At 35.0% G+C, this 13,703-nt stretch carries 11 protein-coding genes, 1 tRNA gene and 1 riboswitch; of the genes, 9 read left to right on the top strand and 3 right to left on the bottom strand.

The genetic code is table 11. The annotated features are described in order from the left end of the window. On the top strand, positions 1–3,657 hold the full coding sequence (rpoC, locus tag AC38BG_RS00645) for a DNA-directed RNA polymerase subunit beta' (RefSeq protein WP_489937258.1): 3,657 nt from the start codon (positions 1–3) through the stop codon (positions 3,655–3,657). A gap of 89 nt (positions 3,658–3,746) precedes the next feature. On the opposite strand, the gene AC38BG_RS00640 is transcribed toward rpoC, so the two are convergent. Continuing rightward, positions 3,747–4,142 carry a YslB family protein gene (locus AC38BG_RS00640; RefSeq protein ID WP_489937257.1) on the bottom strand — a complete coding sequence of 132 codons (396 nt, stop codon included), beginning with the start codon at positions 4,140–4,142 and terminating at the stop codon, positions 3,747–3,749. An 86-nt stretch (positions 4,143–4,228) separates the two neighbouring features. Here AC38BG_RS00640 and murI point away from each other — a divergent pair, with 86 nt between their 5' ends. The 5 genes from murI (at position 4,229) to AC38BG_RS00615 (ending at position 8,850) form a co-directional block, all read left to right on the top strand. After that, a complete protein-coding gene (gene murI / locus AC38BG_RS00635) occupies positions 4,229–5,026 on the top strand; it encodes a glutamate racemase (RefSeq protein WP_489937256.1) in 798 nt (265 codons plus the stop codon). After that, complete coding sequence (locus AC38BG_RS00630) at positions 5,026–5,646, top strand: XTP/dITP diphosphatase (RefSeq protein WP_489937255.1); 621 nt, start codon at positions 5,026–5,028, stop codon at positions 5,644–5,646. The genes murI and AC38BG_RS00630 overlap by 1 nt, the downstream gene beginning before the upstream one ends. 81 nt (positions 5,647–5,727) lie before the next feature. Then, positions 5,728–7,221, top strand: a complete 1,494-nt coding sequence (gene yjeM / locus AC38BG_RS00625) for a glutamate/gamma-aminobutyrate family transporter YjeM (RefSeq protein ID WP_489937254.1) — start codon at positions 5,728–5,730, stop codon at positions 7,219–7,221. A 144-nt stretch (positions 7,222–7,365) separates the two neighbouring features. After that, the gene (locus AC38BG_RS00620) at positions 7,366–8,415 is read left to right on the top strand and encodes an LLM class flavin-dependent oxidoreductase (protein WP_489937253.1); all 1,050 of its coding nucleotides are present in this window, start codon (positions 7,366–7,368) and stop codon (positions 8,413–8,415) included. Positions 8,416–8,499: 84 nt separating this feature from the next. After that, entirely contained in the window at positions 8,500–8,850 is a 351-nt protein-coding gene (locus tag AC38BG_RS00615) for a hypothetical protein (RefSeq protein WP_489937252.1), read from the top strand. Between the two features lie 50 nt (positions 8,851–8,900). Here the strand turns inward: AC38BG_RS00615 and AC38BG_RS00610 are convergent, their stop codons facing one another. Further along, positions 8,901–9,695, bottom strand: coding sequence for an SDR family NAD(P)-dependent oxidoreductase (locus AC38BG_RS00610; RefSeq protein ID WP_489937251.1), 795 nt, complete (start codon positions 9,693–9,695; stop codon positions 8,901–8,903). A gap of 107 nt (positions 9,696–9,802) precedes the next feature. Beyond that, positions 9,803–9,901: riboswitch (purine riboswitch) on the top strand. A 70-nt stretch (positions 9,902–9,971) separates the two neighbouring features. On the opposite strand from AC38BG_RS00610, the gene guaB reads away from it, so the two are divergent. Together guaB and guaA are read left to right on the top strand one after the other, a co-directional pair. Continuing rightward, a complete protein-coding gene (gene guaB / locus AC38BG_RS00605) occupies positions 9,972–11,096 on the top strand; it encodes an IMP dehydrogenase (RefSeq protein ID WP_489937250.1) in 1,125 nt (374 codons plus the stop codon). A gap of 4 nt (positions 11,097–11,100) precedes the next feature. Continuing rightward, positions 11,101–12,636 (top strand): glutamine-hydrolyzing GMP synthase, encoded by a 1,536-nt coding sequence (gene guaA, locus AC38BG_RS00600; protein ID WP_489937249.1) that lies wholly within the window; start codon positions 11,101–11,103, stop codon positions 12,634–12,636. A 42-nt stretch (positions 12,637–12,678) separates the two neighbouring features. Here guaA and AC38BG_RS00595 read toward each other — a convergent pair. Beyond that, a tRNA-Leu gene (locus AC38BG_RS00595) sits at positions 12,679–12,762 on the bottom strand. An 83-nt stretch (positions 12,763–12,845) separates the two neighbouring features. On the opposite strand from AC38BG_RS00595, the gene AC38BG_RS00590 reads away from it, so the two are divergent. Beyond that, a complete protein-coding gene (locus tag AC38BG_RS00590) occupies positions 12,846–13,697 on the top strand; it encodes an NAD(P)H-hydrate dehydratase (RefSeq protein WP_489937248.1) in 852 nt (283 codons plus the stop codon). Positions 13,698–13,703 lie beyond the last annotated feature (6 nt).

Raw genomic sequence — 13,703 nt, 5'->3', positions numbered from 1 at the left:
TTGATTGACGTAAATAAGTTTGAAAGTATGCAGATAGGTTTAGCATCACCAAATAAGATTAGAAGTTGGTCTTATGGTGAAGTAAAAAAACCTGAAACTATTAATTACCGAACTTTAAAACCTGAAAAAGATGGTTTATTTGATGAACGTATCTTTGGACCAACTAAGGATTGGTCGTGTGCCTGTGGTAAATACAAAGGTATCCGCTATCGCGGTATTGTTTGTGACCGTTGTGGTGTTGAAGTTACTTCATCAAAAGTTAGAAGAGAAAGAATGGGGCACATTGAATTAGCTGCCCCTGTAACTCATATTTGGTACTTTAAAGGTATTCCTTCAAGAATGGGATTAGTTTTAGATGTATCACCAAGAGCGTTAGAAGAAGTAATTTATTTTGCTGCATATATTGTAATTGACGCAGGTGATACTGATTTAGAGCCAAAACAATTATTAACTGAAGCAGAATATCGTGAACAAAAGGCCAAATATGGTGATCGTTTCAACGCCAAAATGGGTGCTGAAGCAATCAAAGAATTACTTGATCAAGTTGATTTAGCTAAAGAAGTTAAAACTTTAAAAGCTGAATTGCAAACAGCAACTGGTCAAAAGAGAACTCGTGCAATTAGACGTTTGGATATTTTAAGTGCATTTTTAGATTCAGGAAATAAACCATCATGGATGGTAATGGATGCAGTTCCTGTTATCCCACCTGATTTAAGACCTATGGTGCAACTTGAAGGTGGTCGTTTTGCAACATCTGATTTGAATGATTTATACCGTCGTGTTATCAACCGTAATAATCGTTTGAAGAGATTGCTTGATTTGAATGCACCTAATATCATTGTTCAAAACGAAAAACGTATGCTTCAAGAAGCAGTAGATGCATTGATTGATAATGGTCGTCGTGGTCGTCCTGTAGTTGGACCTGGTAATCGTCCATTGAAGTCATTGTCACATATGCTTAAAGGTAAGCAAGGTCGTTTCCGTCAAAACTTACTAGGTAAGCGTGTTGACTATTCAGGTCGTTCAGTTATCGACGTTTCACCAAAATTGAAGTTCTATCAATGTGGTGTTCCACGTCCAATGGCTTTGGAATTATTCAAACCATTTGTAATGCATGAATTGGTTAAGCGTGGTGTCGCTTCTAACATCAAGAATGCAAAACGTAAGATTGATCGTGAAGATGATGACATTTGGGATATTTTGGAAGATGTAATTAAGGAACGTCCAGTTCTTTTGAACCGAGCACCTACTTTGCACCGTCTAGGTATCCAAGCATTTGAGCCAGTATTAGTTCCTGGTAAATCAATTCGTCTGCATCCATTGGCTTGTGAAGCATACAATGCCGACTTTGATGGTGACCAGATGGCTATTCACGTACCCTTATCTGATGAAGCTGTTGCAGAATCTAGATTATTGATGCTTGCAGCTCACCATATTTTGGCACCAAAGGATGGTAAACCTATCGTTACTCCTTCACAGGATGTTATCTTAGGTAATTACTGGTTAACTCAAGCAGAACGTGGTCGTGAAGGCGAAGGAATGATTTTTGATTCACCAGATGAAGCAATTGTAGCTTATGAAAATGGTGATATTCACTTCCATACAAGAATTGGTTTGGCAGCAAATTCAATGCCAGATAAACCATGGCCTAAAGGACATGAAAATGATATCTTCGTAACTACTTATGGTAAGATGATTTTCAATTCAATATTCCCTAAGGATTTTTACTATGTAAATGAACCAACTGAAAAGAACTTAACTAATCCTTTGGATGAAAAATATTTCTTGAAGCCTGGTGAAGATATTCATGATAAGTTAAATGATATGGAATTAGGTTCTCCGTTCAAAAAAGGCTTTTTGTCACAATCAATCGCAGTAATTTACCGTGATTATCATGTACAAAGAACCTCAGACTTTTTGGATGATTTGAAGAAGTTAGGATATACTATTTGTACTATTTCTGGTATTACAATGGGTATTGCTGATATTCCATCATTATCTGATAAAGATGAAGTTGTTGCGGCTGCTCGTAAGAAAGTTGATGTTGTTTCTAAACAATATCGTCGTGGACTTATTACTGAACAAGAACGTCATGATCGAGTTATTAGTATTTGGAATGATTGTAAAGATACCATTCAAAATGAATTAGCTGGTAAGTTTGACCCAAGAAACCCTATCTCAATGATGAGTGACTCAGGTGCTCGTGGTAACATTTCTAACTTTACTCAGCTTGCTGGTATGCGTGGTTTGATGGCTGCACCAAATGGTGGTATGATCGAAGTTCCTGTTACTTCAAACTTCCGTGAAGGACTGTCTGTTTTGGAAATGTTCATGTCAACTCATGGTGCTCGTAAAGGAATGACTGATACTGCCTTAAAGACTGCTAACTCAGGTTATTTGACTCGTCGTTTAGTTGATGTTGCTCAAGATGTAATTATTCGTGAAGAAGATTGTGGAACTGACCGTGGTGTAACCGTTCGTGCGATCATGGAAGGCGATGAAATGATCGAACCATTATTTGATCGTTTGGTTGGTCGATATACTTTGCGTACTGTCTTTGATCCAGAAACTCATGAAGTTATTTGTCCAAAAGATGTAATGATGGATGAAAACATGGCTCATAAAATTGTTGATGCTGGCGTTAAAGAAGTTACAATTCGTTCAGCATTTACTTGCAACACTCAACATGGTGTTTGTCAAAAATGTTACGGTATGAACTTAGCTACTGGTGAACAAGTTGAAGTGGGTGAAGCAGTTGGTACTGTTGCTGCTCAATCAATTGGTGAACCTGGTACTCAGTTGACTATGCGTAACTTCCACAATGGTGGTGTTGCCGGAGCTGAAGATATTACTCAAGGTCTTCCTCGTGTTCAAGAATTGTTTGAAGCACGCAACCCTAAAGGTCGTGCTACAATTTCTGAAGTTACTGGTGTGGTTACTTCAATTGAAGAAAATCCAGCAGAACATACAAGAGAAATTACTGTTCAAGGTAAAACTGATACCAGAACATACAGCGTTTCATACACAGCTTCTGTTGCAGTAGCTGAAGGTGATCATATTGAACGTGGTGATAAGTTGACTGTTGGATCTATTGATCCTAAGGAATTGATTCGTGTTCGTGATGCATTAACTACTGAAAAGTATATTTTAAGTGAAATTCAAAAAGCTTACCGTATGCAGGGTGTAGAAATTGCTGATAAACACGTTGAAGTTATGTCACGTCAAATGTTGCAAAAGGTTCGTGTTCTTGATCCTGGCGAAACTAATATTTTGCCTGGTGAGTTAATGGATATTGGTGAATTTAGAGATAGAAACAGAGAAGTTTTAATTGCTGGTGGAATTCCTGCGACTGCACAAAATGTAATCTTAGGTATTACTAAGGCAGCATTAGAGACAAACAGTTTCTTATCTGCTGCGTCATTCCAAGAAACTACTAGAGTGCTTACCGATGCATCTATTCGTGGTAAAAACGATCCATTGCTTGGATTGAAAGAGAACGTTATTATTGGTAAGATTATTCCAGCTGGTACTGGTATGCCTGTATATCGTTCGATGGAACCTGAATCAACAGTTAAAAAGCCTCAATCCGTTTATTCAATAGCTGATATTGAAAAGCAAATGGCTGAAGCTGAAAAAAATAAAACAACACAAGATTAATCAATCTTAAATTAAAGAGTTGAGCCAAGATAGCTCAGCTCTTTTTTGATGCAATAAAAAAAGACACCAAATGGTGTCAAAACCAGCAATTAATCAAAAGCTGCAGTAATTTTTACTTTTTGATCTTTAGATATTGAAATGCTTGCAGCAGCAGGTTTGTTTACTTGCTTTTCCACAGTTTCTGCAATGATACCACTTTCTAATGTGAAATCCATACTGCCACTTGCAATTCGATCTTGGACTATTTGACCAGATAATTCAAAAATATAGCTTGTATTTTTTTCTTTTATTAATCTAAGTGCCCCTAGATTAGCCATTTGGAAAAATTCAATTAAGTCATCAACTGCGTTTAAACTATAATGATTTGCAGCGCGTCTTCCTGCCCAATATAGAATTTCTGAGTTATCATTACCTAGAATAGTTGGTAATAAAAAGTCACGATATAATTGTGTTAAAAAATATAATTGTTCTGTGTTATCTTGCATTTTTGTTCAATTCCTTTTGTATTCTTTTACAGTTTACCGTAAAATTGACTTTAGTAAAAATTTTTTTAGTTTGGAAGTAATTTATTATGGATAATCGTCCGATTGGTTTATTGGATTCAGGACTTGGAGGCTTAACAGTAGTTAAAAAAGTTATTGCTCAAATGCCCTATGAAAATACTGTATTTATTGGCGATCAAGCACATATGCCTTATGGTGATCGCACTAAAGAAGACATTATTGATTTAACCAGAAAAAGTGTTGAATTTTTATTATCTAAAAATGTTAAAATCATCATTTTTGCATGTAATACAGCAACTGCTGCTGCTATGCCCACTTTGCAAAAAGAAGTTGATCAGCAAATAATTGGAGTTATTCAATCTGGAAGTTTGGCAGCAGCTCGCACTACAAAAAATAAAAAAGTTGCTGTAATTGGCACTAAAGTAACTATAAATTCTGGTGCATACACTAAAGAAATTCATTTCAGAGATCCTAAAATTCAAGTTGATGAACTGGCTACTCCTAAGTTAGCACCTTTAGTTGAGAAGCAAAAAGATTTTAAGACAAATTTAAAAGTTGTAAAGGAATCCTTAAAGCCACTCAAAAATAAAGATTTTGATACTTTAGTTTTGGGTTGTACTCATTATCCAATTATTGAATCTGAAATTGCACAAGCAGTTGGCAAAAATGTACAATTAGTTGATCCCGCAGATCAAGTGGCTGAATATACATATAAGGTGTTATTGCGTGATGGATTATTAGGCAATGGTGAAGCAAAACATGAATATTACACTACAGGAGACAGTGAAAAATTCAGTTTGGTTGCTCGAAAGTGGCTTAAAGACCCTAATATCAATGCAAAACATATTTCAAGTGAGGAAGAATAATGGAAAAAGTTATACTTTTTGCAACTAACAACAAAAATAAAGCTCGTGAATTAAAAGAACTTATGTCAAAAGCAGGTTTTGATTTTGACATAAAAACTAATGCAGATTTTGATAATGCACCAAAAGTTAATGAAACAGGGATGACTTTTGTTGAAAATGCTAAGTTAAAAGCTCATCAATTAGCACAATTTAGTGGGTTACCGACTTTGGCAGATGATTCAGGACTTGGAGTAGATAAGTTAAATGGAGCCCCAGGTGTACATTCTGCTAGATTTGGAGGGCAAGCTCATAATGATGCACGAAATAATGCAAAATTATTAGCATTATTAGGAGGAGTTCCGGATGCAAAACGCACAGCAACTTTTTATACAACAATGGTTGCCTCAATGCCTGAACAATTTGATAAAGATTTAGTTGTTACTGGGAAATGTACTGGTAAAATTTTAGCAATTCCTCAAGGACATGATGGTTTTGGATATGATCCATTATTTTATGTACCAGAAAAGCAAAAAACCTTCGCTGAAATGAATATGGATGAAAAAAATCAAATTTCGCATCGTGGTAATGCAATTAGAGCATTTTTACAGGCGTTTCCAGATTGGTGGAAACAATTTAATTAGTCTAAAAGCACTAGTTTAAATAGCTTTTTGGGAGTAAAATATAGATTAACTTATTTAGTGACTGAAAGAAAGTAGATGCTTATGGACAAAGTAGATAAGAAAATTAAATTAGGAGCGTTAATATTGATGATCTTTTCATCAATATTTGGTTTCAGTAACTCACTAACTGCCTTTTATCAAATGGGATATGCAAGTATGTTGTGGTATGTTATTACTGCAATCTTATTTTTCGTTCCGTCAGCTTTAATGTTTGCAGAATATGGTGCTTCATTTAAAGCCGCAAAGGGTGGAATCTTTTCATGGTTGCGTGGGTCAATTGGCGAAAAGCAAGCCTTTATAGGAACTTTTATCTGGCTTGCAGCATGGGTTGTGTGGTTGGTGTCTTCAACACAATTTTTCCTAATATCAGTTTCAACTATGATATTTGGAAAAGATCAAACACAAACATGGAGTATGTTTGGACTGTCAGCTAATAAAACATTAGGTATTTTAGAAATTATATTTTTGATAATTGTTACTGCAATTGCCTCAAAAGGAATTGGGAAAATCGCCAGTGTTGCTTCAATTGGGGGTATTTTTACTTTAGGAATTGCAGTGGTCTTTATCGTTGCAAGTTTAGTTTTATGGGGACTAGAAGGTGGTCATTTAGCAGAACCATTGACTACAATGAATTTAGTTAAATCACCCAACCCTGCATTTGTATCACCAATTGCGGTAGTTTCGTTTGTTGTATATGCATTGTTTGCGTATGGTGGTTTGGAAACAATGGCAGGGGTCATTGATTCAGTTGATAAGCCAGAAAAAACATTCCCACGTGCAATTATTATTACTGTGATTATGATGACAGTAATTTATATTTTAGCAATTTTTCTTTGTGGTGTTAGCACAAATTGGCAAGCAATTTTAGGTAAAAAAGATGTTGACCTAGGTAATGTAGAATATGTTTTGATCAACAATATGGGTTATATGCTGGGGACTAAATTAGGATTAGGAACTCATGCAGCTATAGGAATTGGTAAAGTGTTTTCACAAATTACCGCTTTAAGTGATGTATTTGGTGGAATTGGTGCCGCATTTGTAATGACATATTCACCAATAAAATCATTTATTGAAGGTTCTGATCCTAGATTATTGCCAAAGAAATTAACTAAAATGAATAATCATAATATGCCAGCTAATGCAATGTGGGCACAAGCGGTGATTGTTGGCTTAATTATTTTACTAATTTCATTTGGTGGGGATGCAGCTAAGCAGTTCTACACGATTTTGACTGACATGATGAATGTTTCATCAGCTGCACCATATTTGTTCTTAGTAGGAGCCTTTCCATTCTTTAAGATGAAAAAGGATCTAGATCGTCCATTTGTATTTTATAAAAATCAAACTTGGACTTGGGTAGTTACTGCAATTGTATGGTTAGTTTTGGCAATTAGCATTATCTTCACTTGTGTACAACCAATCTTAGATGGTGACTATTCAACTGCGTTTTGGACAGCATTTGGTCCAGTATTCTTCGGAATCATTGCTTGGATATTTTATAGTCATGCAGAACGTAAACACGTTTTAGATGAATAATAAGAGCTGGAGAAGTATCATGTACTTGTAACATGGTACTTTTTTGATGCAAAATAATCTTTTTCTTTACATACTTACAAAAAGTAAGTATAATAAAATCAAATTTAAAAAGTCAAAATTAATTATTGAGGAGGAACCTTTATTATGAGTATTGAATTAGGTATTTCAACTTTTGGAGAAACTACACCACTTGAAAAAACTGGTAAACCAATTAGTCATGCTGAGCGTATTAGAGATCTAGTTGAAGAAGCACAATTGGCAGACCAAGTTGGCCTTGATGCATACGCAATTGGTGAACATCACAGAAAAGATATTCCAGTTTCTGCACCAGAGATCATTTTGGCAGCAGCAGCCGAAAAGACCAAAAATATCCGTTTATCAAGTGCAGTAACAATTTTGTCATCAAGTGATCCTGTAAGAGTATATGAACAATACGCAACAATTGATGCATTATCAAATGGTCGTGCAGAAATTATGGCAGGTCGTGGATCATTTACTGAATCGTTTCCATTATTTGGATATGATTTGAAGGATTATGATGAATTATTTGATGAAAAGTTAAATATGTTAATAGAAATTTCCAAACACACTAACCTGAATTGGAAAGGTAAGCTTACTCAAACAGTTGATAATCGTCCAGTATATCCACGTTTTGTGCAAAAAGACTTCCCATTATCAGTTGCTACTGGTGGTAATCCGATGTCAACAATTAAAATTGCTGAATTGGGGTTGCCAATTGTATATGCAATTATTGGTGGTAATCCTTTAGCGTTTAAGAATTTGACAACTTTATATAGACAAGTTGCTGAACAAACTAACCAAGATATGAGCAAGATGACAATTTCATCACACTCATGGGGCTGGCTTGATCATGATAAAGAAAAGGCAGAGCGTGAATATTACTTTCCAACTAAGACTTTGGTTGATAATATTAGTAAAGATCGTCCAAATTGGCACCCAATGTCATATGAAATGTATAAAGAACAACTTGGCAATGAAGGGGCTATGTTTGTAGGGGATGCAGAAACTGTAGCTAATAAGATGATTAAAGTTATTAGCGAACTTGGCTTGCACAGATTTTACCTACATGTACCAGTAGGTTCAATGCCACATGAAGGGGTTATGAATACAATTAAGATCTTTGGAGAAGAAGTTGCTCCAATTGTTAGAGATCATTTCAATAAAGAAAAATAATTAAAATAGCTTAAATCCATATTCTGTTATGATAACAGGGTATGGATTTTTGTTATAATCGAAAATATAGAGGTGACGTCTAAAATGAATAAGAAATTATTAGGTTTGTTAATAATATTATTGGTTGCAATTGGTGGATTTTTTGCAATTAAGGGATCAATAAATGAAAATAACATGATGAATAATCAAGTTCAAGCAAGTAAAATAACCAACGCTAAACAAGCTGTAAAGCTTGTAGATCAAAAATATGGAAATGATGATTGGCGTTGTTATGGCAATCAGCGCAATGGCTATATGACAAAGGACAGTAATGGTCGTGCATGTTATTGGGTACAAGGAAAGTCAGGCCGAAATAAAAATGGTTATTATGTATATCCTAATGGAAAAATGATGCCTCATAATAACGCAAATTATCAAGGTCGTATGGGTTGTTAAAATGTCTAAAAAAATAAGCATCACAGTTTTGTGATGCTTATTAATTTGCATTAAAAAATTGTTGGTACTAATCCACCATCTATTCGCAATGCTTCTCCTGAAAAACTTGAAGCATATGGACTTGATAAGAATGTGACAAAGCGTCCAATTTCTGCTGGTCTGATCAATCTTTGGATTTGCGATAAAGGACGATGATTTCTCATGAAATCTTTTTCCCATTGGTCTTTTGGTAAATCAGAATCTTTATACATATCTGCTAACATGTCTTGAACGCCTTCAGTTAGAGTAGATCCTGGCATTACAGTGTTAACAGTTACATGAGTACCTGCAGTTAGCTTGGAAAGGCTTTTTGCTAAAGATAAGTTCATCGATTTAGTCATGCTATATTGCGGCATTTCTCCACTAGGCATAATTCCTTCTTCACTAGAAATAAAAATAATTCTACCAAAATCTTTTTTTAGCATTTTTGGTAAATAAAATTTTGCTAAGTTATTTCCTGCTAATACATTAACTTTGAAAAATTTTTCCCAAATATCATCGGTAATATCTTGGTATTCCATGGGCTTGAATATTCCCATGTTGTTAACTAAGATGTCAACTTCTGGATATTTATTCATTAACTCACTAGCTTGTTTATTGTCAGCAAGATCATATGGAGCAGGTTGTGGATTAGTTAATGGATATTGTTCCGCTATTTTTTGCACAGTGGCATTAACTACGTCTTTTTTGCGTCCATTAATAATGACATTGACTCCTTCTTCAGCCAATTGTCTTGCGATTGCTAAGCCGATTCCTTTAGTTGAACCAGTTACTAGTGCTGTTTTTTGACTTAAACCCATTTTCATAATTAGTTATCTCCTTTACTTACAAAAAGTAATTAACTATTTAAAGATTATAGCACGTTTATTAGATAAGATCGAAAATTTGACAAAAATACCCAAAAGCACTAATCTAATAACCAATAACAAATACTCATATAAGTCTTGAATATGGCAAGATGTTTCTACTTGATACCTTAAATATCAATGCTATGAGTTGAGGGTAATGAAATTGATCAATGCCCCTCGACTTTTAGTGACCCTAAAAACCGAGGGGATTTTTATTTTTATAAGGAGTGCAAATTGGGACGTATTTTAAAAACGGCATATACATATGATGATGTATTATTAGTGCCAAACAAGTCAGAAGTTTTACCAAAACAGGTAGATTTAACCACACAATTAACTAAAACTATTAAATTAAATATACCTTTAATTAGTGCTTCTATGGATACTGTTACTGAAGCTCCCATGGCTATTGCAATGGCTAATGAAGGCGGGCTAGGTATTATCCATAAAAATATGTCAATTGATAAGCAAGCAGAGCAAATCAAGCAAGTAAAACAAACTACTCCAACTGGTGAAAAAGCTGCTGTTGATGATAAAGGTCGTTTGTTAGTTGGTGGCGCTGTAGGTGTTACTAAAAATATGATGGATCGAATTGCTGCATTGGTTGATGCGCAAGTAGATATCATCACAATTGATTCAGCTCATGGCGATTCACAAGGTGTTTTAAATGCAGTTAGTGAAGCTAAAAAGTTATATCCTGATTTACAAGTTATTGCAGGGAATGTTGCAACTGCTAGTGCCACTGAAGATTTAATAAAAGCTGGCGCTGATGTAGTTAAAGTTGGAATTGGACCTGGTGCAATTTGTACTACTAGAGTAGTAGCTGGTGTAGGTGTTCCTCAATTGACTGCAGTTATGGATTCATATGAAATGGCAAAAAAATATGATGTGGCTATTATTGCAGATGGTGGATTGAAGTTTTCAGGTGATATTGTTAAAGCCATAGCTGCAGGTGGTCGCGCCGTAATGATGGGTTCTATGCTTGCAGGAACCATGGAAGCACCTGGTGAAATTATGGTAGATGATTTAGGTAGACAGTTTAAATCATATCGTGGAATGGGTTCACTTGCAGCAATGCATGCTGGATCTAACGATCGCTATTTCCAAGAAAATGCTAAAAAATTAGTTCCAGAAGGCGTAGAAGGTAAGGTAGAATATAAAGGTACAGTTGCAGATACTGTATTTGAAATGCTTGGCGGTTTGCGTGCAGGAATGGGCTATTTGGGAGCTAAAAACTTGCAAGCTTTAACTGATACAGCTACATTTGTAGTACAGACTGGAGCTGGATTAAAAGAAAGTCATCCACATGAAATTGTAATTACTGAACAAGCTCCAAACTATAGTAAAAAGAACGGGTAAATTAATGAACAATAAAAAACAACTAGTTTTAGTTATTGACTTTGGTGGTCAATATAATCAATTAATTGTTAGAAGAGTTAGAGAAGCTGGCATTTATTCAGAATTAGTGCCTTATACTACTCCAATTGAAAAAATTAAGGCTAAAAAACCAGATGCAATCATCTTTACTGGAGGTCCTCATTCAGTTACTGAAACTGATGCTCCAGATATTGATGCAAGTGTATTTGACATTGGTGTTCCAATTTTAGGAATCTGTTATGGGATGCAACTAATGGCTGTTAAATTAGGTGGATCTGTTGCTGCTGGTGTTAAACGCGAATATGGTAAAACTGATATTGACTATGACACAAATAGCAAGTTATTTGCAGGATGCACTAAAAAACAAGCTTGGATGAGTCATACTTTTTATGTTGACAAATTACCTGCAGGTTTTGAATCAATTGCTTCAAGTGAAAATACCCCATATGTTGCAATGCAAGATGTTAAACGCAAGATGTATGCAGTGCAATTCCACCCTGAAGTTAACCATACTTTATTTGGCAAAAAGATGATCCAAAACTTCTTATATAATATTGCAAACCTTAAAAAAGATTGGACAATGGATTCATTTGTTCAAGATAAAATTGCAGAAATTAAAAAAGAAGTTGGCGATAAAAAAGTTATCGTTGCATTATCTGGTGGTGTAGATTCATCAGTTGCTGCATTGTTAGTGCATAAGGCTGTTGGTAAGCAATTAACTGCAATCTTTGTAGATCATGGTTTATTGCGCAAAAATGAAGCTGAAGATGTTATGAAACACTATGGTGAAGCTTTTGATATGAATATTATTAAAGTTGATGCCAAAGAGCGTTTCTTGAAAAAACTAAAAGGTGTAACTGAACCTGAAAAGAAACGTAAGATTATTGGTGCTGAATTTATTCATGTTTTTGATGAAGAAGCTAAAAAATTAGGTGATATTGATTACTTAGTTCAAGGAACGATCTATCCAGATGTTGTTGAATCAGGTACTGCGACTTCTGCCACTATTAAGAGCCACCATAATGTTGGAGGATTGCCAAAAGATATTGACTTTAAGTTAATTGAACCATTGCGCTATTTATTTAAAGATGAAGTGCGCGAAGTTGGTGAACAATTAGGTATTCCACATAAGATGGTTTGGAGACAACCATTCCCAGGACCTGGGTTAGCAATTAGAATTTTAGGTGAAGTTACAGAACCTAAGTTAGATAAGTTGCGTGAAGCAGATTACATTTTTAGAGATGAAATTGACAAAGCTGGTTTATCTGAAAAGATTTGGCAATATTTTGCTGTACTTCCTGGCATTAGATCAGTTGGCGTTATGGGGGATGAAAGAACTTATAGCGATGCAATTGGATTGCGTGCAGTTACTTCAAAAGATGCAATGACAACTGATTGGGCACATATTCCATATGAAGTATTAGATGAAGTTTCTCGTAGAATTGTAAATGAAGTTCCAGGGGTTAATAGAATAATTTATGATATAACTAGTAAGCCACCTGCAACTATTGAATGGGAATAAAACAAAAAAGTTCTTGAATTTTGCTCAAGAACTTTTTTATTATGCCCCGGAAAAGATTCGAACTTTCACTTAGTCACCTAAACAGCGACCTGAACGCTGCGCGTCTGCCAATTCCGCCACCAGGGCAAATATTCCTCTTCTATCATACCAAATTTTTGATAAAATAAACATGTTAATAATGAAGTTGTCAAAGATATAGGGATATAAGGATGAAGACAGAAATATCAGATAATATTTTACAAAAAGTTATCAAGAAAAGGGTATCTAATACAAACAAGAATGATTATGGACGCTTACTATTAATTGGCGGAAATAACTATTATGGTGGGGCAATCATCATGTCAAGTGAAGCAGCAATTAATGCAGGAGCTGGATTAACTGCTGTTGCAACACACTCAGTTAATTTAACTGCATTACATAGTCGTAATCCAGAAGCGATGTATTTTGACTGGCATGATCATAAATTAGCGCAACTAATCAGTCAAATGGATGTTATTGTAGTAGGTTCTGGAATGGGGCTAGACAAGACAGCTTGTGAGTTATTAAAAATCTTGCGTGATAATGTCACTAAAAAACAAAGTGTGGTAATTGATGCTTCAGCAATTGATTTAATTGCACAATATCATGAATTATTGCCAATTAACGCCAAAAAAATAATTTTCACACCTCATCAAATGGAATGGGAACGCTTAAGTCAAATCAGAATTCCTTATCAAAATGATAGTGCTAATCAAGAAGCATTGGACGTGATAGTTCCAAATAAAAATGCAATTTTAGTTTTAAAATCAAATCATACTAAGATTTATGATCAAAATGGAAATATTTTTGTTAATCCATTAGGCAATCCTGGAATGGCAACTGGCGGGATGGGTGATACATTAGCTGGGATCATTGGTGCATTTTTGGGACAATTTGAAGTTGATTTAGAAACAGTTTCAGCAAGTGTTTATTTACATTCACTTGCAGGTGACATTATTGCAAAGACTGACTATGTCGTTCGTCCAACAAAAATTAGTGCAATCTTACCGAAATTAATGAAACAGTATCAAGCACAAAATTAAAGAAGG

The organism is Lactobacillus sp. M44, from assembly GCF_058130005.1.
The sequence above is the reverse complement of the archived record's forward strand: the minus strand, read 5'-3'. Positions and strand labels throughout refer to the sequence as shown.